Source organism: uncultured Desulfovibrio sp. (assembly GCF_944327235.1).
GTDB lineage: Bacteria > Desulfobacterota > Desulfovibrionia > Desulfovibrionales > Desulfovibrionaceae > Desulfovibrio.
Genome location: NZ_CALVHE010000047.1, coordinates 1 through 20,159, shown reverse-complemented (window position 1 = coordinate 20,159; position 20,159 = coordinate 1). Strand labels below are relative to the sequence as shown.

The following is a 20,159-nucleotide window of genomic DNA, read 5'->3' as shown; positions in this document are numbered from 1 at the left end:
CATTCGGCTCTTGGCAGAAAACCTCCAGCTTCATGTCTGAGCAGAGGGTGAACAACGTATTGACACTCTACACCTAGTCCCGAGCACGAGCGGAGGGCCGCCGTCCGCGCAGGGCCTGCCAGCCTTCGCACACCAGCACAAGGGAGAGCAGGAGCAGCAGGACGGCGATGGCGGTCTGCATACCCGCCACAAAGTCCCCAGTGCCCGCCAGCAGCTTCCCGCCCTGTTCCCGGATGGTCAGCACCAGCGAGGTGAGCGTCACCAGCAGCATGAATGCCATGGGCAGAAGGAACATGCCGTTGCGACGGGAAAGATCGTGCAACCAGCAGGCCACGGCCAGCAGGGCCAGTGCGGCCAGCAGCTGATTGGCCGCGCCGAAGAGGGGCCATATCTTTGCGTAGCCGCCGAAACCGAGGCTCATGCCCAGCACCACGGTGATGAGCGTGGCCACATATTTGTTGGTGAGGACGGCGCGCCAGCCGCGTACGTCCTTGATGCTCTGGCCCGGTGCGAGCCAGAGTTCCTGGAACATGTAGCGTCCCAGCCGGGTGGCCGTATCCAGGGAGGTCATGCAGAAGGTGGACACCGCAAGGATGATCAGCCCGTAAGTGGTGCGCCGGGCTTCGGCGCTGTCCAGACCGATGTGGGCCAGCATCTGGGACAGGCCGTCGGCCAGGACCTGGGTCGGCGTCTGGCTGGTGAAGCTGTTGCCGTTCCGGGTGAAGATGTAGCCCACGGCGATGAGCGAGGCGATGCCCAGCGCGCTTTCGATGAGCATGGAGCCGAAGCCCACGGGCCGGGCGTCGCGTTCATTGTCGAGCTGTTTGGAGGTGGTGCCGGAGGCCACCAGCGAATGGAAGCCGGAAATGGCGCCGCAGGCCACGGTGACGAAGAGCACGGGGAAGAGATATTGTCCGTTGACCTCAAAGCCTGTGAACGCGGGCAGTTCGATGACGGGCTGTGCGGCCACGATGCCGACGACGGCCGCCAGCATCATGGCGTAGAGCAGGAAGGAACTGAGATAGTCGCGCGGCTGGAGCAGTATCCAGACCGGCGCCACCGAGGCCAGCAGGATGTAGACGCCGATGAGGACCATCCAGTCGTCATACCGCAGGTAGAGGGGGAAGCGCAGGCCAAGGGCAATGACGACCACGATGCCGACGATACCCAGCACTGTGGCCCGTCCCAGCGGCATTTCCCAGCGGTAGACGACCAGGCCGAACAGGATGGCCAGCACCATGAACAGCAGAGAGATGGCGGCCGTGGAGCCGTTGACGTCGTTATGCGCCACGATGCCGGCAGGGCCGGGGGTAAAGCCGTTGAAGGTCCCGGCCACGATGGAGGCGAAGGCCCCGACCACGAGGATGAGGGTCAGAAAGGAGAAGATGACGAACAGCCGTTTGGCGCGCAGGCCGATGCTGCCGGCGATGACCTCACCGATGGAGCGGCCCCTGTTGCGCAGCGAGGCGAAGAGCGCGCCGAAGTCATGCACCGCGCCGAAGAAGATGCCCCCGATGACGACCCAGAGAAAGCAGGGCAGCCAGCCGAAGATCGCCGCCTGGATGGGGCCGTTGATGGGTCCGGCTCCGGCGATGGAGGAAAAATGATGCCCCAGCACCACCGGCGTTTTGGACGGCACGTAGTCGATGCCGTCGCGCAGCTCGTGGGCCGGGGTACGGCGGGAGGGATCGATGCCCCAGACCTTTTCCAGCCACTTCCCGTAAAGACAGTATCCGGCCGCGAGCAGGGCAAAACCGCCGAACAGCAGATAAAGCGCGTTCATTTGGGATACTCCGACAAGGCAAAAAGAGGATGCAGGGCCTTTTGCACAAGGGAAAGCAGCGCGCCGCGCGCCGCCGCATTGCCGGCATACAGTACCGGATCTCCGTCCGGCCGTGAGGACGGGACGCGCAGCGCAAGCGCACGCAGTCGCATCCAGCCGCGCAGGCCCCACCAGAAACTTTTGCTGTAGCGGGTGCGCCGTACGGCTTCGGCGGCCTCCGCGTCCAGCTCGTCACACAGGACAAGGGCGCTCACATAGGAGACCATATGCTCGTCATGCGGGCGAATGCGCTCCATGCCGCGCTCCAGCGCATCCTGCCGGATGTCCGACCATTGCGGCGGCGTCAGCCGTGCCGTCCTGTAGATAAAAAGATGTTCGTGGCTTTCCGCCGCCCAGAGCGGCGCCCGTTTCGAGAGGAAATAGCCTTCCCCACGCTGGTGGAAGGCGGCGCTGGCGCACAGGAGGCCGCCTCCATTTGCGGGCCGTACGTCAAAACCGGCCTGTTCGCAGGTTTGCAGGAGAGCCGCAAGCGGACAGGACGGAGAGACGTCAGGGGGACAGGTCGGGGGCGGCGACTGCCGCGCCACGGGATCGTCCACCGCTAGATCCCTCCGAAAAGCGGCAGTTCCGACAGCGCCGGGAGTTCGTTCGAGGTCAGACAGCGAATGCCCATGTTGCGCATGTCGCGGATATTGGCCTGTTCCACGTCGGGCGTCTGGGCCGAACAGGCGTCGGTCACCACGATGACGTCATAGTCCAGACTCATGCCGTCCACAGCGGTGCCGCGCACGCAGTTGGGGTACTGGGTGCCGGTCACGAGCAGGGTGTCCACGCCCAGCCGCCGCAGCAGCATGTCGAGCTCCGTCTGGAAAAAGGCGCTGAAGCGGCGTTTGCAGACGATGTATTCACCCTCTTCCGGCGTCAGGGCCGCCACGATGCGCGCTCCTTCCGTACCGGGCACACAGATGCCGGGGCCTTCCTGAAAAAGTTCCTGCCGTGGCTTCTCCACGTCGCTGCCGTCGCGGTTGTGCTGGCGGATGATGTGGATGACGGGCAGTCTCTGCGCCCGTGCCTGCAGCAGCAAACGGCGGATGACAGGGACGCTGGGAGCCGCGCCGCGTACGCAGAGAGGCGCGCCGGGCAGGACGAAGTCATTCTGCATGTCGATGATGAGCAGGGCTGCGTGCATGGGAATCTCCCGGGTTGGAGAAATGACAGACCGTCAGCCTATACTCAAGAGGAGCAAAGGACAAGCGGGGGCGGCATGAGCATTTTCCGTTCACTTTTGGCCGTAGGGTTTGAAGTGCAAAGCATTCCAAACTGAAAATGTCCCTGGGCCTGTTAATATAAATTTTATAAAACAATTTCAATAGATAAGCAGAGAATGCTGTATGCACAACGCTTGCAGTGCCTCGTGGCTTTGACTCTTCCCCCGGTAAAAGCGCGCTGGGGAGGGGATGGGGGGCTTGGGCGGAAGGGGTCCCCCTTCCGCGCGATGGCGGAGGGGTCCCCCTTCCCCCCAAACAGACAGCGAATAGTGTTGACGGCCCCTAGCGGACAGGCCAGCGGACGGTCAGTTGTCCTTCCGTATCGGTGCGGCGCAGCGGGATGCGGCGCTCGGCCAGCCATTCCCGGAGTTTTCGGGCGGGGTAGCGGAAACGGTTCATGAAGCCGCAGCTCACCAGCACTTCGCGCGGCTGCACCGCTTCGTAGAAGGCGGGCAGGAAACTCCCGGCGGAGCCGTGATGCGGCGCGACGAGCACCTCGGCCCGCAGATCCTGTCCGCTGGCCAGCAGTTCACGCAGAGCGGGCTTTTCCGCATCGCCGGGCAGGAGCAGGAGCCCGTGCCCGTGTCGGGAAAGGCGCAGTACCAGAGAGGCGTCGTTGCCTGTCCAGCGTTCGGTCTCCGTGCGCGGCGGATGCAGGACCTCCAGCACCAGGCCGTCCGCGGGATCGCCCAGCGGCAGCCGGTCGCCACGGGCAAGAGGCCGGGCGGGGAGCTCCTGTCGCAACTCATTCCATTTGTCGGCCTGCTTGCCCCTGGCGGGGCGGCCGTTGTCGTAGACGTGCTCCACGCGGAAGTGGCGCAGGATGAAGGGCAGACCGCCCATGTGGTCAAGATCGGGATGGCTGTTGATGACGGCGTGCAGACGGGGCAGGGACGCATACAGCAGGATGGGCGCCACAAGCTGTTTCCCGGCATCGAAATGGCTGGAAAAGGAGCCGGCGCCGTCGATGAGCAGACGCAAGGGCGCGTCTCCGGCGTGCGTCCCCGGAACGCGCAACACGACGGCCTGCGCCTGTCCCACATCCAGCACGTCCAGACGGACTTCCGAGAAGAGACGCGCCGTCAGTGGCGGCAGCAGACTGCCTGCCAGCAGGAAGAGTCCGGCCGCCAGCAGGCGTCGTGCACCGTGTGGCCGGGACTCGCCGTGCGGCAGGGAAAGCCGTCGGGCCAGAGCCGCCATGCAGAGCAGACAGCCCGGAATGGCCATCCAGTGCGGACGCGGCAGAAGGGGCGTGGCCAACAGTCCCTCTGCCGCCAGCCAGTGCAGACCGTCCAGCAGCCATTGGACCGGCAGGGCGGCCAGAGAGAGCAGGGCGTGCGCCGTATCGGTCAGTCCGCACAAGGCGAGCGCAAGGCCGCAGGCCGCGGCGGGCAGGACGAAGCAACCCAGCACCGGCAGCCAGAGCAGATTGAGAAAGAACCAGTGTCCGGCATTGCCGAACAGCAGGATATTGAGCGGCAGCAGCGCAAGCTGGATGGCAAGGGAGATGAAAAGGAGATGCGCCGCCCGGTGGAGCAGCCGCCGGACGAAGGCGCGGCAGCGGGCCGCCGGCGTACGGGAAGGCGGCAGGTCATCCGTCTCGTACGGCGCGGGCAAGAGACGCCGCAGGACCGGCAGGGCAAGGCCGATGGCCAGCAGGCAGAGGGCGGAGAGTTGCAGGCCCGTATCCAGTACGGCGGTGGGGGAGACGAGACATATGCCCACAAGGGCCACCAGCAGACAGTCCGTGGTGGTGCGTGGCAGATAGGGAGCCAGCCGGGCAAGGGGGCCGGTCGTGCGCCCGGTGATGAACAGGAGGCTCAGGGTCAGACAGAAGAGCATACAGGCGGCCCGTACGAGGGAGGGCGGCGCATTGCCCAGCCAGAGGTAGAGCAGGGCGGGCGGACAGGAGGCCAGCAGGGACAGACTGAGCCTGGGGCGCAGCAGATAGAGGGAGGGCTTGAGACGGGCCGCGGCCAGCACGAGTGCGAGTCCCAGCAGTCCGGCCAACGCCAGATGCTGTCCGGAAAGGGCCAGACTGTGCAGCAGACTGGCTGCGGCAAGGTCATCGAGCGTGTCACGGCTGAGGAACTGGCGATCGCCGAACAGCAGAGCCGGCAGGGCGGCCTGTGCCTGATGGTCGGTCAGCCAGCGCCTCCGCTCCTCCACATCGGCCGGACGGAGCGACGGCGGCAGCAGCGCCAGCCAAAAATCGTCCAGGGCCGCCTGCCGCCAGCGTCCGGACAAGGAACCCTCGCCCTCAAGCACGACAGCGGCCCGCTCGCCACGGCTCCACAGACGCCAGTGCACGCCCTGAGCGCGCCACCAGAGGCTCCAGTCCTGCATCCCTTCGTTCCGCAGGCCGTGCACCGGGCGCAGGGGCGCACGCAGGCAGACCGTTTGTCCGACAAGGGGACGCCGGGCGGGAGCGTCCCATGTCCAGGCCACGAGTCCCGGCAGGGGCGCGGCGTCGGGGACGTCTTCCGGGCGCACGCCGTCGAGGAGCATACGCAGGCGGTCATCCGGCAGGCCGCTCACGCTGCGGATATGTCCGCACAGGCGAGGCCGTTCCCGTGCCGGAGCCTCGATCAGAGCGGTCGTCCATCCGGGCGCGGACGGCGGCGTCAGAAGGTGTCGGACAGGCAGGAAGCCCGCGGCGAAGAGCAGGAGGACAAGCAGACTGCGGGCCGGATGCCGCCACGGGAAAAGTCGCGGGTCAAGGACGAGGAGGACCGCAAGCAGAAGCAGACAGGCCGGAAGCCATGCCCCTGCCAGCAGACCCAGCAGCCAGCAGAGCGCGTAGAGCTGACGAACGGTGGGCGCCGGCAGCGGCGGACGGCGCATGGCGGTCAGGCAAGTTCGCGGGCGGCGTCCCGCTCTTCGGCGCGGCGCTTGAGGCTTTCCCGATGGTCAAAGAGTTTCTTGCCGCGGCCCAGCGCGATCTCCATCTTGACCTTGCCGCGTTTGAAATAGAGGCTCACCGGCACCACCGTGAGGCCCTTCTGTTCCACGCGCGCGGCATACTGCCGGATCTCGGCGCTGTGCATGAGCAGACGGCGCGGCCGGTCCGGGTCCTGCTGCACATAGCCCGCATTGGCGTAGGGGGCGATGTGCAGAGAGAGCACGAAGGCCTCGCCATTGCGGAAATCCACATAACTATCAAGAAAGTTCACGCGCCCCGCGCGCAAACTCTTGACCTCCGGTCCGGTGAGGCTGAGTCCCACTTCCAGGAAGTCGGAGAGTTCGTAAAGGTGCCGCGCCTTCTTGTTGACGGCGATGGAGGCGGGGGAGGTCTTCTTGCTCATGGGCGGCTCTCGGTAAGGATGCTAGTGGTATGGAAGGAGAGTTCCGGGCCGAGGACAGCCTGCAGGCGTTCGCGCAGGATGCGCTGCGAAACGGAGACATCCGTGCTCATGAGGACGCTGTGCGCCAGTTCGTCGCAGAAGCGGGCGTCCAGACGACGGATCATGTGTTTCATGCCGGAGATGAAGCGCGGCGATGCGGAGACCGAATCCACACCCATGCCCAGCAGGATGGCCAGACCGTAGGGGTCGGCCGCCAGTTCGCCGCAGACGGAAACGCCGATGCCCTCACGGTGGGCGGCGTCGATGACGCGCTTGAGGGAGCGGACCACGGCCGGGTGCAGGGCCTCGGCCAGGTGGGCCACATGGGCGTTGTTGCGGTCGATGGCGATGAGATAGTGGATAAGGTCGTTGGTGCCGATGCTGAAAAAGTCGCACTCTCTGGCCAGCGTGTCCGCAATGAGCACCGCGGACGGCGTTTCCACCATGATGCCCAGCGGCAATTTGTCCGCGTGGGGCCGCCCTTCGGCCTGCAACTGCTGATGCAGCTCCTGCATGATGCGGCGCACGGCAAGGATCTCTTCCCGACTGGAGATCATGGGCAGCATGATGGCGATGTTGCCCGTCACACCCGCCCGCATGAGCGCCCGCAGCTGGGTGCGGAAGATGCCCTGATGCCGCAGGCAGAAACGGATGCCGCGCAGCCCCAGAGCGGGATTGGGTTCGCGCAGGGCCTCCTGGGCGGGCAGCATCTTGTCCGCGCCGCAGTCCAGCGTGCGAAAGACCACGCGTTCGGGCGCGATCTTGCGCGCTACGCCCGCGTATTCCGCAAAAAGGGCTTCCTCGTCGGGCAGGTCCTCCCGCAGGAAGGAGAATTCGGTGCGGTAAAGGCCCACGCCGTCCGCTCCGGTGGCCGCCAGCTCGTCCACTTCTTCCGGGCGTTCCAGATTGGCCTGCACGGCGGCGCGCACGCCGTCGGTCATCTCGGCGGGCCAGCGGGCTTCCTTGCGGGTGCGGTCTTCCCAGGCCCGGTATTCCGCACGACGGCTTTCGTAGTGTTTTATGTCCTTCTCGTCGGGATCGAGCAGGATGCAGCCCTTGAGGCCGTCCACGATGACCCGGTCCCCGTGCAGGGCCGTATTGAGCAGACCGGTCACGCCCACCAGGGCCGGGATGTGCAGCCCCCGCGAAAGGATGGCCGTATGGGAGGTGGGACCGCCCTCGGCCGTGACCACGGCCTGTATGCCCTTGAAGTCCATCTCCATGACATCGGCCGGAGAAAGGTCTTCGGCGGCCAGGATGGCGGCCTCCATCTCCTCGGTCTCCGTCCCGGCAAGGCAGGCCCGCAGGCGCAGGCCCACAGCCCGGATGTCCTGAGCGCGATCCCGCAGGTAGGGATTGTCCATCCGGCGGAAGATGTCGCACAACTCTTCCACCGTATTCTCCAGCGCCCAGGAGGCGCAGATCAGATCCTTTTCAATGGCCTTGCTCGCCTTGTCCAGCAGTTTGGGATCGCGGGCAAGCTCGATCTGGGCGGCGATGACCTCCCGGTATTCGGCCATGTCGTCAGGGACCTTGTCCATAGCCTCGCGCAGGGCCTCGCGCACACTGGAAGCCGCATCGCGCAGCATGGACTGTTCCTTGGCGATCTCGCGCGGGCTGATGCGGCGATGTTCGATGAGACGGGTATTGTGCTTGAAGCGCAATTCACCGATGGCGATGCCGGGAGAGACCGGGGTTCCGAAAAGGAGCGCGCGCGGCATGGTCAGTCTCGCAGGCTGTCAAGGCAGTTTGCCAGGGCTTCCAGCGCCTGCCTGGCGTCCTCGCCGCTGGCCAGCAGGGTGATGCGGGATTCTTCCGGCAGGGCCAGAGAAAGGATGTCCAGCATACTTTTGGCATCGGCACTGGCGTCGTCGCTGCGCAGGCTGATGTCGGCCGTGAAGCGCTGGGCCTCCTGCGCCAGCCGGGCCGCCGGCCGGGCATGTAGCCCTCCCCTCAGGCGCAGGGTAAGGGGAAGGGCAAGACCTTCCGGGGTTTCCTCGATGCTCATGCTCATGGTGTCACCGTCCTGTGGCGTCCTCCTCGCAGGAGGGGCAACCGTATCTTATACGCCCAAAAGGCGTTCGTCCATGAAAATCAGCGTGCAGAGCAACGCCAGCCAAAGGATGATGCGCGGCAATCGCCAGCGACCCACGATCCACGCGGCCGCAAGGACGGCCGCCACGCTCAGGATGCCGAAATCCCACGGTGAGAGCGGCGCTTCCCTCGGCGCGAGCTGCCAGAGGATGACCGCGATGAGGGCCGCATTGCAGAACTTGATGCGCCCCGCCCAGTTGATGAGGTCGAGCCGCTTGAGTCCCGCAAGACCCGCCATGCCGTGATTGAGCGCATAGAAGAAGGAACAGCAGCGGAAGGCGAGCAGGGCCAGGAAGAGCAGTCCGGTGACCAGCAGAGCCAGACCGACGCATTCGCTCGCCAGCAGGGCCACGCAGATCAGAGACCAGCAGGGCAAGAGCGCGCCCTCGAAAAAACCGTCCCCGATGGCCGAGAGGGTGCTGCCCAGCGTCTGCCGTACCACGGGCACGGTGGAGCCGGGCAGGGAACCGGCCGCGATGAGATTCTCCAGCGAAAGCACGGTCCCGACATAGAACGGCAGCATGTAGGGATGGGTATTGCTGTGCACGAGATAACGGGACATGGCCTCGGCGCGCTTTTCCTGATCGGGATAGAGATGGCGCAGGGCGGGTTCCAGCACATAGAGCTGCCCCACAAGCTGCATACCGCGAGCCGTGACGCCCGCATTGACGAGCAGGGTCCGGGCAAGGCAGTTAAGGGCGGTTCGTCTGGGTAACATAGGTTCTCCGGCGGCCGACGCCGCCTTCCGCACGGGTGCGGCGGCAGGTGGCGACAGGCGGGGGACGATGTCCCCCGGGGCGTCAGCTGGTTCCGTCCTCGTCGTCCGTCAGCAGCTCGTAAAGTTCCTTGATGCTCCAGCCCGGCAGCAGGGCATGGGCCTGCCGGGCCAGTTCCTTCGGCCGAAGCCGCTGTCCGGACGAGGCCGCCAGACGGCGCAGGCAGGCGCGGGCTTCCGCCACGTCGGCGCGCAACTCCTCCTCCGGCGGGCCGAGGATGACCGTCACTTCTCCCAGCAGCTCGGACGAGAGCTCGTCGAAATCTTCCAGTCGAAAAAGTATAAATTCCTCGTGCGTCTTGGTCAATTCCCGGCAAATGGCCGCTTCGCGCGGCCCCAGCAGGGCGGCGGCCACGGCGAGACTGGCCCGCAGCCTGTCCTTGCGCTCGAAAAAGACCAGTGAGCCGGGCGTGCGGGCAAAGGCGGACAGCGTCTGGCGTCGGCCCGCGTCATCACGCGGTAGGAAGCCCAAAAACGTATAGGGCAGGGGCGGCAGACCCGCCGCGCTCAGGGCCGCCACCGGCGCGGACGGGCCCGGCACGGGAGAGACGGCGATGCCTTCCGCCCGGCAGGCCCGCACCAGCCGGTAGCCGGGGTCGGCCACCAGCGGCGTGCCCGCGTCGGAGACCAGCGCCAGTTCCGCCCCTTCACGCAGTCGGCGCAGGGCTTCCTCCAGCCGTGTCTCCTCATTGCGGTCGTGGAAGCTGACCAGTCGCGGGGCTGTCAGGCCGCACTGGCTGAACAGCAGGCCCGTACGGCGCGTGTCCTCGCAGAGCACGGCGTCCGCGCGCTGCACGATCTCCCGCGCACGGGGGGAAAAGTCACCAGGGTTGCCAAGGGGCGTGGCCACGATCCACAGCCGCCCCGGCGTCGTCGAGGGCAAAGGCATGAGGGATATGCTCCAGATGCAGAGAGTTCGGACCGTATGCCGTCACGGTCACCACGTCAAAACGGCAGGGGCTGGACCAGGTCTCCGTCGTCGCCAGCCAGGCCTGCGCGGCGCGCACAAGCGTACGGCGCTTGCGCGGCGTCATGGCTTCGTCGGGCCGGGCCAGGCTGTCGCCGCGACGGCTTTTGACCTCAACGAATACCAGCGTCTCCGCGTCCCGGCAAACGATGTCCAGTTCAAGCTTCCCCTGACGCCAGTTACGCGCCAGGATGGCAAAGCCCTTGTCGGCCAGCAGCCGGGCGGCGGCTTCCTCGCCCTGCCGTCCCAGCCGGGCGCGTTCGGCGGCGGCATCGCTCCCCGCCCGGTCAGGCGGGGCGACAACCGTTGCCGGGTCGGCGGCGGCAAAACGGCGGCACAGCTGCCGAAGCCGGGCGATCATGTGCGCTCAGGCTCCCGATCGGCGTTCGTCGTTTTTTCAGGATCGCCTGTAGAGAGGGCGTCGGCGGGATCGCCTCCGGCTGCCGCCGCACGTCGGGCCGCCATGCGCGCTTCACAGGCATCCAGCAGCTCTTCCAGCGGTACGGCCACGCCGTCCCAGGGAGGGAGCGGATCGCGTCCGTCAAAAGCAAATTCGTTTTCCGTGAATTCGCTGTCCGAAAATTCATGGGAGAGGCGAGGACGCGGCACGGCGCGAGGGCGTCGCAGCAGGCGGCCCAGCCCGCCGAAAATGCCGCCGGGACGCGGTGCCCCGGGCTTCACAGCAGACTCCCCTGTACAGCCGTCCGCTCCGTTTGCGCGGCGGGCGCTTCCGGCAGGACACCGCGAAAGGTCAGCCGGTGCAGCGGGCAGGGACCGTGCGCCCGCAGGGCGGCATAATGGTCGGCCGTGCCGTAGCCCTTGTGTCGGGCAAAACCGTAGACCGGCCAGCGCCGGTCCAGCGCGGTCATGAGTTTGTCCCGCTGGGTCTTGGCCAGGATGGAGGCCGCGGAAATGGCCGCTTCCGTGGCGTCGCCGTGCACGACGGCCCGCTGTCGGGGCAGGTGGGGCGGCGTGTGTCCTGCCCGTGCGAGGGCGCTGCGGAGTTGCTCTGGGGGGAGCGTCTTGTTGCCGTCGATGAGCAGCAGTTCCGGCAAGGGACCATGACGCCCCAGACAGGAGACGGCGCGAGACATGGCCTCGAAGGTGGCCTGGAGGATATTGATGGTCTCGATGCGGCGCGGCCAGACCATACCCAGCCCCCAGGCAAGCGCGGTGCGGCGGATGAGGGGGGCCAGCGCGTCACGCTGCCGTTCGCTGAGGATCTTGGAATCAGCCAGCCCCGGCAGGGAGGCGTCCTCCGGCAGGATGACGGCGGCCGCCACCACAGGTCCGGCCAGACAGCCGCGCCCGGCCTCATCCACCCCGGCGGTGGCGGCTGCCTCCGGGAGGGCGGCAAGGCCCGGCAAAAGATCCTGACATCCCGTCAGGCCGGCGGAGGCGGCGGACATCGTGGAGCGGGCGGAGACTGCGGCATCAGTGCGGGGCATGGGCCATCCTCCCTGTCGGAACGGAAAAGACGCGGATGTGCGGCAGGCCGTGCGCATCATGACGGCAACACGAGAGCGCAACGACCCGGCAGCCGGACACGATGCCCGGGAAATGCCGATGGGACGGCGTGTCCTTCCCTTCGGCATAAACACGAGAACCTCACCCGGTCTTCCGAGGCGGAAGTCCGGGTGAGGTGGAAATGCCGGCATCTCCCGAAACGGGATGCGTCCGCGATCAGAAGCGGCCGCGGGGCTTGATGCGGGCCGCCTTGCCCTTGAGGGCGCGCAGGTAGTACAGGCGGCTGCGGCGCACGCGGCCCTGCGTGACCACTTCCACATGGTCGATGAAGGGGGAGTGCAGGGGGAAGATGCGTTCCACGCCCACGCCGTCAGACACTTTGCGCACCGTGAAGGTCGCGCCGGTGGTGCCGCGCTGCAGACGGATCACATTGCCCTGGAACACCTGGATGCGTTCCTTTTCGCCTTCGACGATACGCAGGTGCACCTTGACCGTATCGCCGGAGCGAAACGCGGGCATATCCATGCGCATATTTTCCTGTTCGATCTTCTTGATGATATCCATGCCTCTACTCCTTAGATATCCGCAGCCGCGCCGGCCGCCGGTAAAAAACTGAGGGCTAGTCGTAGTCGCCCAGAATCCTGTCGGCCAGTATGGCGGCCGCGCTTCGCACCGAAAGGTGGTTGTCGCTCAAAAAACGCACGGGGCGCACCATGCCGTCACTGCGGGCCAGCACTTCGGGAGCCAGACCGCGCGCCGTCCCCAGGCAGAGCATGACCGGACCCTGACGGCACGCTTCCCGCACCTGACGCGGGGTCAGCAGGGGGAGGCGGCTCTTTTTGTCCGGCCAGGCTGCCGAACTGGTCAGCAGCAAAGGCCGCACTCCGCATTCCTCTTCCCGTTGCCGCAACGCCTCGTCCAGCGAGGCGGCAGGCCGCACCATGTCCAGAGCGCGTGCCCTGTCGCTGTGGCTCTTGCGCCCCTGTTCGTCCGTCCAGTGGCGCAGGATGGCCCGCAGCAGCTCCCGCTGGTCATCCAGCGGCGTGACCGCAAAAAACGGTCCCATTGCATAGCTGCGCGAAATCCGGGCTATATCGTGAATGTCCAGATTTGTCAAAGAAGAAGTGCCGGAATTTTTCGCGTCCAGCATGACCGGATGATGCAGCAGGCAAAAGGAAAGATTGCGTCCGACCCGCTCTCGCGGCAGGCTGCCCAGAAAGGTCGCATCCTCGCGGGTCAGCGGCGCTTCCGCCAGCAGGTCGGGACGCCGGAGCAGGGTGGCCTTCAGGGATTCCTCGCGCCGCCAGCGGGCGATGCGGAGGTGATCCCCGCTGCGCAGCACGTCCGGCACGGGCAGTCCCTCCAGCACGTCCGGCCGGGTGTAATGCGGGTATTCCAGCAATCCGCAGGAAAAGCTCTCATCCTCGCCGGACTCCTCCTTGCCCATATAACCGGGCATGAGGCGGGCTACAGCCTCCAGCACGGCCAGGGCCGCGCATTCGCCGCCGTTGAGCACTGCCTCGCCCACACAGACCGGCTCAAGGGGGAACAGGTCGTTCAGGCGGGCGTCCAGTCCCTCATAGCGACCGCAGATGAGCGTGATGTCTTCTTCTTTCGCCAGCTCCCGCGCCAGCGCCTGCGTAAGGGGCCGCCCGCCCGGCGACATGAGCAGCATACGTCCCGGCGAGGGGATGGAACGCAGCGCCGCGGCCACAGGCTCGCCCTGCATGACCATGCCGGGACCGCCGCCATAAGGTCGGTCGTCCACATGGCGATGCTTGTCCGTGCTGAAGGCACGCGGATCATGCAGGGTGCAGGTCACCAGTCCCGTCTGCCGGGCGCGGCCCATAAGGCCGGTCTCCAGCGGCGAACGGAAAAATTCGGGAAAGAGCGTGACAAGGTGGAAGCGCGGCATGGGCGCAGAGTGCCGCAAATACGCCCCGCTGGCAAGGGGCCGGGCGCTCAAAAAGACGTTGCCGTGCGTGGATGCTGCGAAAGGCTTTCCGGCGACAGGAGGCGGCATACGGGCCGCAGCGGCCGCGCGGCCGTCAGGGCAAGCCAGTGCCCGGGCAAGGCAAGCGTCTGCCAGAAAAACGTCTTTCCCTGCCAGTCCAGACGGCCTCGACGCTGTCCGTGGCGTCCAGCGGGGATCTGGGCGGGCGGGCAGGTCAGTCCCGTTCCCGCAGCCTTGACGAGGCTTTCCTTGAGCGTCCAGCGCCGCAGGCGTTCCCCGTCGGACAGAGGAACAGGGCGCCGCAGTTCGTCAGGGGCAAAGGCGTCGATGTGCGGCGGCGGGTTGGTGAGGCATTCGGCATCCAGCCCGATACATGCGTTTCCTTCCGTGGCAGGCAGCAGGGCCGCAAAGGCCGCCTTGCCGCTATGGCTGAAGGAGAGAGCCCAGTCCGGCAGGAAGGGTGCCCCTCCGGGCCGGTGCCCCAGAAGGGGCAGCCAGATGTCCGGCGCGGCTCCGGCGGCGTCCAGGCAGGCCGCCAGCGCCAGCCGCGACAGCCAGCGCGAGCAGGCGGCGCGCGTCTGCCGGAAGGCGGTGAGGTGCGCCCGCTGCGAGGGCGACAACAGCGGGGCAAGGGCTGACGACAGTACGGCCGCCAGTTCCCGGCAATCGCTGTCCGTCGCGGGCAGCGGGCAGGCTGCGATATGGACGGCATCGTCTGGGGCGGGAGAGCAGGCAGGCAGGGAGTTGCCCTTGTGAGCGGCTATCCGGGGGGAGGGGAACCCCCTCGCCTCGCGCGGGAGGGGGTTCCCCTCCCCCCAGGCCCCCCACCCTTCCCCCAGCGCGCTTTCATCTGGGGGACGCGATATGATGGAGGGGGCTGCCGTTTTCCCACGGCTCCACATCGCCGGGGGCTTGAAAGACGGGAGCAAAGGAGGAGCTTTGGTCATCTGACAGTACTTGCTGTGTCATTCCGATATGGCACAGCCCTTTAGAGGGGAAGGGACTATGGATAAGGCATACGGACCACACATGGCTGCATGGTTTTGTATGCGTATGGCGTATTTTCGCGCTATGGCCATTTCCCCGGTAAAAGCGCGCTGGGGAGGGGATGGGGGGCTTGGGGGGAAGGGGACCCCCTCCCGCGCTGGCGGAGGGGTTCCCCTTCCCCCCAAACAAGTAATGAGTAGTGTTAACAGGGAGCCTTACAGGCATCGACAGCAGAGCGAGGGGTTCCCCTTCCCCCCAAAGAATGGCTAGCGTCAACGGCTCCTAGTTTTCCGTGTCGCTCTGTGCCGCCAGCTTTTCGCGCAGGCGTTGCAGGGCGTTTTCGTGGGCCTGACGGGAGGCGTCGGAAAAGCAGACGAGCCGTATTTCTTGCGGCAAGCTGTCTTCCGGGCGTTCGGCAAGGAATTCGGCAATGGTCCGTACCGCCACAGTGGCCGCCATGTCGGCGGGGTAGCCGTATACGCCCGTGGAGATGGCCGGGAAGGCCACCATACGGCAGGCGTTGTCCGCCGCCAGCAGCAGGGACGAGCGGTAGGCGGAGGCGAGGAGTTGCGGTTCGCCTTCAAAGCCGCCGTGCCAGACCGGCCCCACCGTATGGATGACGTAGCGTGCGGGCAGGCGGAAGCCGGGGGTGATGCAGGCCCCGCCCGTGGGGCAGCCGCCCAGCGGGCGGCAGGCTTCGAGCAGTTCCGGCCCGGCGGCGGCATGGATGGCCCCGTCCACGCCGCCCCCGCCCAGCAGGCTGTTGTTGGCGGCATTGACGATGGCGTCGACGGCTTCGCGGGTGATGTCTCCCTGCACGACGTGGATATGTTGCAGGACGTTGCGCATGTGGCGTCTCCTTTAGAGCAGGTTCACTTTGGGCGCAGTGGGGCGTTGTCCCCGGATACGGCAGCATAACGCCGGGGAGTTGCTCCTTCAAGTCTGGCGTCTGCGGCCTCTTCCGGCGAACCTCCCGAAACGGCGGCCGGAGGAGGGAAAAAAGGAAAGGACGCCGGGAGGCGGCGTCCTTTCTGGGGAGTGAGGGAGTCGTTAGCCTCATCCGATGAAGAAGTTGGCGGCGAAGTAGCCTCCCACCGCCAACCAGACAGCGAGGATACCGGCCAGCAGGAAGGGCTTGGGACCGACCTTGCGCACTTTTTCCAGACTGGTCTCCATGCCGAGGGCGCACATGGCCATGGTCAGGAGGAAGACGTCGAAGGCGTTGATGGCGTTGACCATGCCGGCGGGGATGATGCCCAGCGAGTTGATGCCGATGGTCGCCACGAAGAGCACGGCGAACCAGGGGAAGCTCTTCATGTGGGAGGCGTTGCCGTCCGCGGCCTGTTCGCCGTTGCGCGTGGCGGCGCGGCGCAGCCAGAAGCCGAGAGCGACGAGCAGGGGGGCCAGCATGATGACGCGCATCATTTTCACGATGACCGCCGTATTGCCCGCTTCGGGGGAGATGGCCTGACCGGCGGCCACGGCGTGGGCGACCTCATGCAGGGTAGCGCCGGCGAAGGCGCCGTAGACATCGGCGGACATGGGCAGCAGGCCGTGGCTGTAGAGCAGGGGGTAGAGGAGCATGGCCAGCGTCCCGAAAACGACCACCGTGCCCACGGCGATGCTGCTCTCGTGATTTTCGGCCTTGACCACGGGTTCGACGGCCAGCACGGCGGCCGCGCCGCAGACGGAGCTGCCCGCGGCGGTGAGCAGCGCCAGACGGCGGGGCAGGCGGAAGACCTTGATGCCCAGCCACGATCCCATGAGGAAGGTCGTCCCCAGCATGAAGGCCGCCAGCGCCACGCCCTTGAAGCCCACCTGCGCCAGATCCTGGAAGGTCAGGCGGAAGCCGTAGAGGACGATGGCCAGCCGCAGCAGCGACTTGGAGGAAAAGAGGATGCCCGGCTTGAGGTAGACGGGCATGTGCACATGCAGGGTGTTGCCGTAACACATGCCGACCACGATGCCGACGATGAGCGGACTGATGCCGAGCGCGGTGAGGAAGGGCAGATCCACGAGATGGAAGGCAACGCTGGCAAAGAGCGCCACAAAAACCAGTCCGTTGAGCAGTTGCACATTGCGGTCATTGCGGAAAGCCTGTACGACGAATTTCATGGTATCTACCCCTTTGGGCCTGTTGGTGAATGACATGGCCTTGTGGTAGCACCGGGGCGTAGCGGGCACAAACGGATTAAATTTTTCGGTTCGACAACTTTTTCTTATTGATCGGGAAAACAGCATGACCCTGCGGCATATCGAGGTGTTCCTGGCGCTGGCGCGCAATCCCAACATGCGGGAGGTGGCCGAACTGCTCTGCGTCTCGCAGGCGGCGGTCTCCTCGGCGCTGCGCGGCTTCGAGGACGAGCTGGGCAGCCGTCTTTTCGTGCGGGTGGGGCGGGGGCTGGTGCTCAACGAGAAGGGCAAGCTGCTGGAGAAGCGTCTTGCGCCCCTCTATGCCGAGCTCAAGGGCGTGCTGGATCTGACCACTTACGCCACGCTGGCGGGAAGCCTCAAGATCGGGGCGTCCACCACGCTGGCGGACTTCGTGCTGCCGGTCATCCTGTACGATTTCCACAGCAGCCATCCCAATGTGCATATCAGCTGCGAGTCCGGCAATACGCACGACATCCTGCACGGCGTGGAGGTCGGGGTGCTGGATGTGGGCTTTGTGGAGGGGCAGGTGCAAAGTCTGGCGCTCAACGTGCGGGCGCTGGCCGAGGAGACGCTGCTCGTGGTGTCCGGCGACAGGGAGAGCGCCGCCGGGCCGCCGGTCTCCATCCATGAGCTCATGCGGCGGCGCTGGCTCTTGCGCGAACAGGGGTCAGGCGCGCGCGAGGCCTTCCTCGCGGCCATCACGCCTCTGGGACTGCGCCCCACGGACTTTCTGGAGTTCAACCACTACGACCCCATCAAGATCCTGTTGCACAAGCCCGGCACGCTGGCCTGCGTCTCGCGGCATATCGTACGCCGCGAGCTGGAGGCCGGCGAACTCTGGGAAGTGCCGCTGGCGGACATCCGCTTTACCCGCACTTTTTATCGTGTGGAACACAAGGACAGGCAGGCCTCGCCGCTGGTGGAAGTGCTTTCCGACCGCATCCAGGCCTATCTGGAACAGAAGTAGCGGGATGCGGCGTAAAACAAGACGCCGTTTCGCAGGGGAACGGCGTCTTGGATAGAATTAGAGCAATTCCACATTGAAAATGTGGGTCGCTCTGGTAGTCGCGAGAGCGACTACCCGCAACCGAACACACGGAAAAACCACGCTTTTTCCGTAGTGTGAGGGCAGCGTCAGCATTGAAATTGGCACAATTTCAATGCGAATCCGCTCTAAGAGCCTTTGATATATAAGGCAGATTGATCGTATATGCTCCGCTTGCCTGTGGGGGAGGGCTTGCCTCGAGTCCCCGCCTCTCCCCTCGGTAAAAGCGCGCTGGGGAGGGATGGCGGCCCCTTCCCACCAAACAGACAGCAAATAGTGCTGACAGGCGCTAGTTGTGGGAGTTGCGCTCCATGTCGCCCACCCAGCGGGAAAGGCGATTGCGGAAGAAGTCCATGTCCGCGGTGCTCATCTTGCGGAAGTCTTTCTTGAGGCGTTCCTGTTCCGCCTTGTCGGGAAAGACCACCAGGCAGGCTTTGCGGCCCCGGTCGCGGAGGGCGTTGAGGCGGGCTTCGTCGTGGGCCGCGTCCCGGGCGATGTCGCTATCCACGGGTTCGTAGTATTCCACGAGGACCTGCATCTGGCGGAAATCGAGCAGGAACTTGGCGCGGTAGACCAGACAGGGATCGGTCATGCCCGCGCCGTAGAAGGGATTGTCTTCCGGCTCCATGACATAGAGGCTCTCAAAGAGCTGCTCCCCCTTGTGTTCGTACTGCAACTGGTGCAGGACGGGGAATGGGGCGTGCCGGGCGTCTTCCCAGAGCCACGGGTCCTCGGCTTCGGCCAGGGCCGTGACCAGTTTGGCGGGGCCGTTCTCGGTCATTTTTTCGTACACCACGAACCAGACGCGCGCCGAGCCAAGCAGCGAGTCCTGCGTCTTTGGGGACAGGCTGCGCCAGCCCGCACTCTCCGCGGGCATGTCGGCGGCGGGGGCGAAAAGGACCGAGGGGCGGGCCCGCGAAAGCAGGACGGGGTGTTCCTCGTCGCCGGTCAGGCCGCGCAGCGGGAGCTGGTCACAGGCAAGGAGCAGGCCCGCAAGACAGACGAGCAGCAGCAGGAGAAGAGCGATCTTCATGGGTGGCCTCGTGTGAGGTGGAAAAGGTACGACCGGGAAAAAGGGCAAAAACACCCTTGAAGTCTCCTTCAAGGGTGTCGGCACGGATGCTTGCTGGCGGAGGCGCATAGGAGTCGAACCTACCGTGGACGATCAAGCCCACCACCGGTTTTGAAGACCGGGCGCCACACCGGTGACGAAACGCCTCCGTCACGCATGGTAGGGGAAATGCCGTCAGGAGGCAAGAGGTCCCCTTGCCAGGGCGAAGAAAGGACTTACTCTTACGAAAATATATGCGCTCAGGGGGTTTGACACCTTCTGCGCCGCAGGATACGGTGCCAGAGTTCATTTTTCAGATGACTTTTGCCGGTCGGGCACAGGCGCGGGCCACGGGCTGCCGCAAGTCTGTCTCGGCTGTTACGTCATATTTCCCACGCAGGCAGCACGACGGCCTGCGCAGAAGGAATGACCAAGTCGTGCATCGCCCCGACGGGGCGTCTAATCTGGAGGTCGCAAGTTGAATCAAGTCAGCCGCAACCTGTTGCTGTGGGTCGCCATCGGCCTGGCCATGGTGATGCTCTTCAACATGTTCCAGCAACCGCAATCACCGGCCACGCGCATAAGTTATTCCGATTTCATGAGCCGGGTGGACGCCGGACAGATCCAGTCCGTCACCATCCAGGGCAATGTCCTGACAGGCCGCGGGAGTGAAAAGGGTTCGGAAGTGCAGGCCTATGCCCCGAACGACGCCAATCTCGTCTCCCAGCTCATGGGCAAGAAGGTCGAGGTCCAGGCGGAGCCGCCGGAAGAGCCTTCCTGGTACATGAGCCTGCTGCTCAACTGGCTGCCGCTGCTGCTGCTCATCGGCGTGTGGATCTTCGTCATCCGTCAGATGCAGGGCGGTGGGGCTGGCAAGGCCATGAGCTTCGGCCGTTCGCGGGCGCGTATGCTCAACGAGGAGAGCGTGCGCGTCACCTTCGACGATGTGGCGGGAGTGGACGAAGCCAAGGAAGAGCTTTCCGAAGTGGTGGAATTCCTTTCCAATCCCAAGAAGTTCACCCGCCTTGGCGGGCGCATCCCCAAGGGGGTGCTGCTGGTGGGCCCGCCCGGGACGGGCAAGACCCTGCTGGCACGCGCCGTCGCGGGCGAGGCCGGGGTCCCCTTCTTTTCCATCTCCGGCTCGGACTTTGTGGAGATGTTCGTGGGCGTGGGCGCTTCCCGCGTGCGCGATCTTTTCGTGCAGGGCAAGAAGAACGCGCCCTGTCTGATCTTTATTGACGAAATTGACGCCGTGGGCCGCAAGCGCGGC

20 protein-coding genes and 1 tRNA gene are annotated in these 20,159 nt (G+C 65.6%); 2 read left to right on the top strand and 19 right to left on the bottom strand.

What is annotated here, in order from left to right:
• Nucleotides 1–73 precede the first annotated feature (73 nt).
• The 17 genes from Q0K00_RS07765 to Q0K00_RS07685 form a co-directional block, all read right to left on the bottom strand.
• A complete protein-coding gene (locus Q0K00_RS07765) occupies nucleotides 74–1,783 on the bottom strand; it encodes a carbon starvation CstA family protein (protein WP_297228394.1) in 1,710 nt (569 codons plus the stop codon).
• Nucleotides 1,780–2,382 (bottom strand): hypothetical protein, encoded by a 603-nt coding sequence (locus tag Q0K00_RS07760; protein WP_297228393.1) that lies wholly within the window; start codon nucleotides 2,380–2,382, stop codon nucleotides 1,780–1,782. Before Q0K00_RS07760 ends, Q0K00_RS07765 begins: the two co-directional genes overlap by 4 nt.
• 2 nt (nucleotides 2,383–2,384) lie before the next feature.
• The gene (locus Q0K00_RS07755) at nucleotides 2,385–2,972 is read right to left on the bottom strand and encodes an isochorismatase family cysteine hydrolase (protein ID WP_297228392.1); all 588 of its coding nucleotides are present in this window, start codon (nucleotides 2,970–2,972) and stop codon (nucleotides 2,385–2,387) included.
• Nucleotides 2,973–3,333: 361 nt separating this feature from the next.
• Nucleotides 3,334–5,895: a ComEC/Rec2 family competence protein gene (locus tag Q0K00_RS07750; RefSeq protein ID WP_297228391.1), complete on the bottom strand. Its 2,562-nt coding sequence runs from the start codon at nucleotides 5,893–5,895 to the stop codon at nucleotides 3,334–3,336.
• Nucleotides 5,896–5,900: 5 nt separating this feature from the next.
• On the bottom strand, nucleotides 5,901–6,356 hold the full coding sequence (smpB, locus tag Q0K00_RS07745) for an SsrA-binding protein SmpB (protein ID WP_297228390.1): 456 nt from the start codon (nucleotides 6,354–6,356) through the stop codon (nucleotides 5,901–5,903).
• Nucleotides 6,353–8,116 carry a phosphoenolpyruvate--protein phosphotransferase gene (gene ptsP / locus Q0K00_RS07740; protein WP_297228389.1) on the bottom strand — a complete coding sequence of 588 codons (1,764 nt, stop codon included), beginning with the start codon at nucleotides 8,114–8,116 and terminating at the stop codon, nucleotides 6,353–6,355. Before ptsP ends, smpB begins: the two co-directional genes overlap by 4 nt.
• A 2-nt stretch (nucleotides 8,117–8,118) precedes the next feature.
• Nucleotides 8,119–8,409 carry an HPr family phosphocarrier protein gene (locus Q0K00_RS07735; RefSeq protein WP_297228388.1) on the bottom strand — a complete coding sequence of 97 codons (291 nt, stop codon included), beginning with the start codon at nucleotides 8,407–8,409 and terminating at the stop codon, nucleotides 8,119–8,121.
• A gap of 48 nt (nucleotides 8,410–8,457) precedes the next feature.
• The gene (locus Q0K00_RS07730) at nucleotides 8,458–9,207 is read right to left on the bottom strand and encodes a PTS system mannose/fructose/sorbose family transporter subunit IID (RefSeq protein WP_297228387.1); all 750 of its coding nucleotides are present in this window, start codon (nucleotides 9,205–9,207) and stop codon (nucleotides 8,458–8,460) included.
• Between the two features lie 82 nt (nucleotides 9,208–9,289).
• The gene (gene rsmI / locus Q0K00_RS07725; RefSeq protein ID WP_297228396.1) at nucleotides 9,290–10,147 is read right to left on the bottom strand and encodes a 16S rRNA (cytidine(1402)-2'-O)-methyltransferase; all 858 of its coding nucleotides are present in this window, start codon (nucleotides 10,145–10,147) and stop codon (nucleotides 9,290–9,292) included.
• Nucleotides 10,086–10,592, bottom strand: a complete 507-nt coding sequence (locus Q0K00_RS07720) for a YraN family protein (protein ID WP_297228386.1) — start codon at nucleotides 10,590–10,592, stop codon at nucleotides 10,086–10,088. The genes rsmI and Q0K00_RS07720 overlap by 62 nt, the downstream gene beginning before the upstream one ends.
• Nucleotides 10,589–10,912: a hypothetical protein gene (locus Q0K00_RS07715; RefSeq protein WP_297228385.1), complete on the bottom strand. Its 324-nt coding sequence runs from the start codon at nucleotides 10,910–10,912 to the stop codon at nucleotides 10,589–10,591. The genes Q0K00_RS07720 and Q0K00_RS07715 overlap by 4 nt, the downstream gene beginning before the upstream one ends.
• Nucleotides 10,909–11,679: a ribonuclease HII gene (locus tag Q0K00_RS07710; protein WP_297228384.1), complete on the bottom strand. Its 771-nt coding sequence runs from the start codon at nucleotides 11,677–11,679 to the stop codon at nucleotides 10,909–10,911. Before Q0K00_RS07710 ends, Q0K00_RS07715 begins: the two co-directional genes overlap by 4 nt.
• Nucleotides 11,680–11,914: 235 nt before the next feature.
• Nucleotides 11,915–12,262, bottom strand: a complete 348-nt coding sequence (gene rplS / locus Q0K00_RS07705; RefSeq protein ID WP_297228383.1) for a 50S ribosomal protein L19 — start codon at nucleotides 12,260–12,262, stop codon at nucleotides 11,915–11,917.
• A 55-nt stretch (nucleotides 12,263–12,317) separates the two neighbouring features.
• The gene (gene trmD, locus Q0K00_RS07700) at nucleotides 12,318–13,613 is read right to left on the bottom strand and encodes a tRNA (guanosine(37)-N1)-methyltransferase TrmD (protein ID WP_297228395.1); all 1,296 of its coding nucleotides are present in this window, start codon (nucleotides 13,611–13,613) and stop codon (nucleotides 12,318–12,320) included.
• A 47-nt stretch (nucleotides 13,614–13,660) separates the two neighbouring features.
• The gene (locus tag Q0K00_RS07695; RefSeq protein WP_297228382.1) at nucleotides 13,661–14,272 is read right to left on the bottom strand and encodes a 4'-phosphopantetheinyl transferase superfamily protein; all 612 of its coding nucleotides are present in this window, start codon (nucleotides 14,270–14,272) and stop codon (nucleotides 13,661–13,663) included.
• A gap of 649 nt (nucleotides 14,273–14,921) precedes the next feature.
• Nucleotides 14,922–15,488, bottom strand: a complete 567-nt coding sequence (locus tag Q0K00_RS07690; RefSeq protein ID WP_297228381.1) for an O-acetyl-ADP-ribose deacetylase — start codon at nucleotides 15,486–15,488, stop codon at nucleotides 14,922–14,924.
• A 207-nt stretch (nucleotides 15,489–15,695) separates the two neighbouring features.
• The gene (locus Q0K00_RS07685) at nucleotides 15,696–16,754 is read right to left on the bottom strand and encodes a YeiH family protein (RefSeq protein WP_297228380.1); all 1,059 of its coding nucleotides are present in this window, start codon (nucleotides 16,752–16,754) and stop codon (nucleotides 15,696–15,698) included.
• Between the two features lie 124 nt (nucleotides 16,755–16,878).
• On the opposite strand from Q0K00_RS07685, the gene Q0K00_RS07680 reads away from it, so the two are divergent.
• A complete protein-coding gene (locus Q0K00_RS07680) occupies nucleotides 16,879–17,760 on the top strand; it encodes a LysR family transcriptional regulator (protein ID WP_297228379.1) in 882 nt (293 codons plus the stop codon).
• 367 nt (nucleotides 17,761–18,127) lie between these two features.
• On the opposite strand, the gene Q0K00_RS07675 is transcribed toward Q0K00_RS07680, so the two are convergent.
• Both Q0K00_RS07675 and Q0K00_RS07670 read right to left on the bottom strand, forming a co-directional pair.
• Nucleotides 18,128–18,871 carry a DUF4851 domain-containing protein gene (locus tag Q0K00_RS07675; protein ID WP_297228378.1) on the bottom strand — a complete coding sequence of 248 codons (744 nt, stop codon included), beginning with the start codon at nucleotides 18,869–18,871 and terminating at the stop codon, nucleotides 18,128–18,130.
• Nucleotides 18,872–18,965: 94 nt separating this feature from the next.
• A tRNA-Sec gene (locus Q0K00_RS07670) sits at nucleotides 18,966–19,059 on the bottom strand.
• Nucleotides 19,060–19,367: 308 nt separating this feature from the next.
• Here Q0K00_RS07670 and Q0K00_RS07665 point away from each other — a divergent pair.
• Nucleotides 19,368–20,159 (top strand): ATP-dependent metallopeptidase FtsH/Yme1/Tma family protein (locus Q0K00_RS07665; RefSeq protein WP_297228377.1); only part of this gene is annotated, 792 nt, incomplete at its 3' end.

Bases quoted from the DNA above. Each gene is read 5' to 3' on its own strand.
- Q0K00_RS07685 (WP_297228380.1), bottom strand. From the start codon at position 16,754: ATGAAATTCGTCGTACAGGCTTTCCGCAATGACCGCAATGTGCAACTG.
- rplS (WP_297228383.1), bottom strand. From the start codon at position 12,262: ATGGATATCATCAAGAAGATCGAACAGGAAAATATGCGCATGGATATG.
- Q0K00_RS07755 (WP_297228392.1), bottom strand. From the start codon at position 2,972: ATGCACGCAGCCCTGCTCATCATCGACATGCAGAATGACTTCGTCCTG.
- Q0K00_RS07675 (WP_297228378.1), bottom strand. From the start codon at position 18,871: ATGAAGATCGCTCTTCTCCTGCTGCTGCTCGTCTGTCTTGCGGGCCTG.
- Q0K00_RS07720 (WP_297228386.1), bottom strand. From the start codon at position 10,592: ATGATCGCCCGGCTTCGGCAGCTGTGCCGCCGTTTTGCCGCCGCCGAC.
- Q0K00_RS07750 (WP_297228391.1), bottom strand. From the start codon at position 5,895: ATGCGCCGTCCGCCGCTGCCGGCGCCCACCGTTCGTCAGCTCTACGCG.
- Q0K00_RS07710 (WP_297228384.1), bottom strand. From the start codon at position 11,679: ATGCCCCGCACTGATGCCGCAGTCTCCGCCCGCTCCACGATGTCCGCC.
- trmD (WP_297228395.1), bottom strand. From the start codon at position 13,613: ATGCCGCGCTTCCACCTTGTCACGCTCTTTCCCGAATTTTTCCGTTCG.
- Q0K00_RS07735 (WP_297228388.1), bottom strand. From the start codon at position 8,409: ATGAGCATGAGCATCGAGGAAACCCCGGAAGGTCTTGCCCTTCCCCTT.
- Q0K00_RS07730 (WP_297228387.1), bottom strand. From the start codon at position 9,207: ATGTTACCCAGACGAACCGCCCTTAACTGCCTTGCCCGGACCCTGCTC.
- ptsP (WP_297228389.1), bottom strand. From the start codon at position 8,116: ATGCCGCGCGCGCTCCTTTTCGGAACCCCGGTCTCTCCCGGCATCGCC.
- Q0K00_RS07765 (WP_297228394.1), bottom strand. From the start codon at position 1,783: ATGAACGCGCTTTATCTGCTGTTCGGCGGTTTTGCCCTGCTCGCGGCC.
- smpB (WP_297228390.1), bottom strand. From the start codon at position 6,356: ATGAGCAAGAAGACCTCCCCCGCCTCCATCGCCGTCAACAAGAAGGCG.
- Q0K00_RS07680 (WP_297228379.1), top strand. From the start codon at position 16,879: ATGACCCTGCGGCATATCGAGGTGTTCCTGGCGCTGGCGCGCAATCCC.
- Q0K00_RS07690 (WP_297228381.1), bottom strand. From the start codon at position 15,488: ATGCGCAACGTCCTGCAACATATCCACGTCGTGCAGGGAGACATCACC.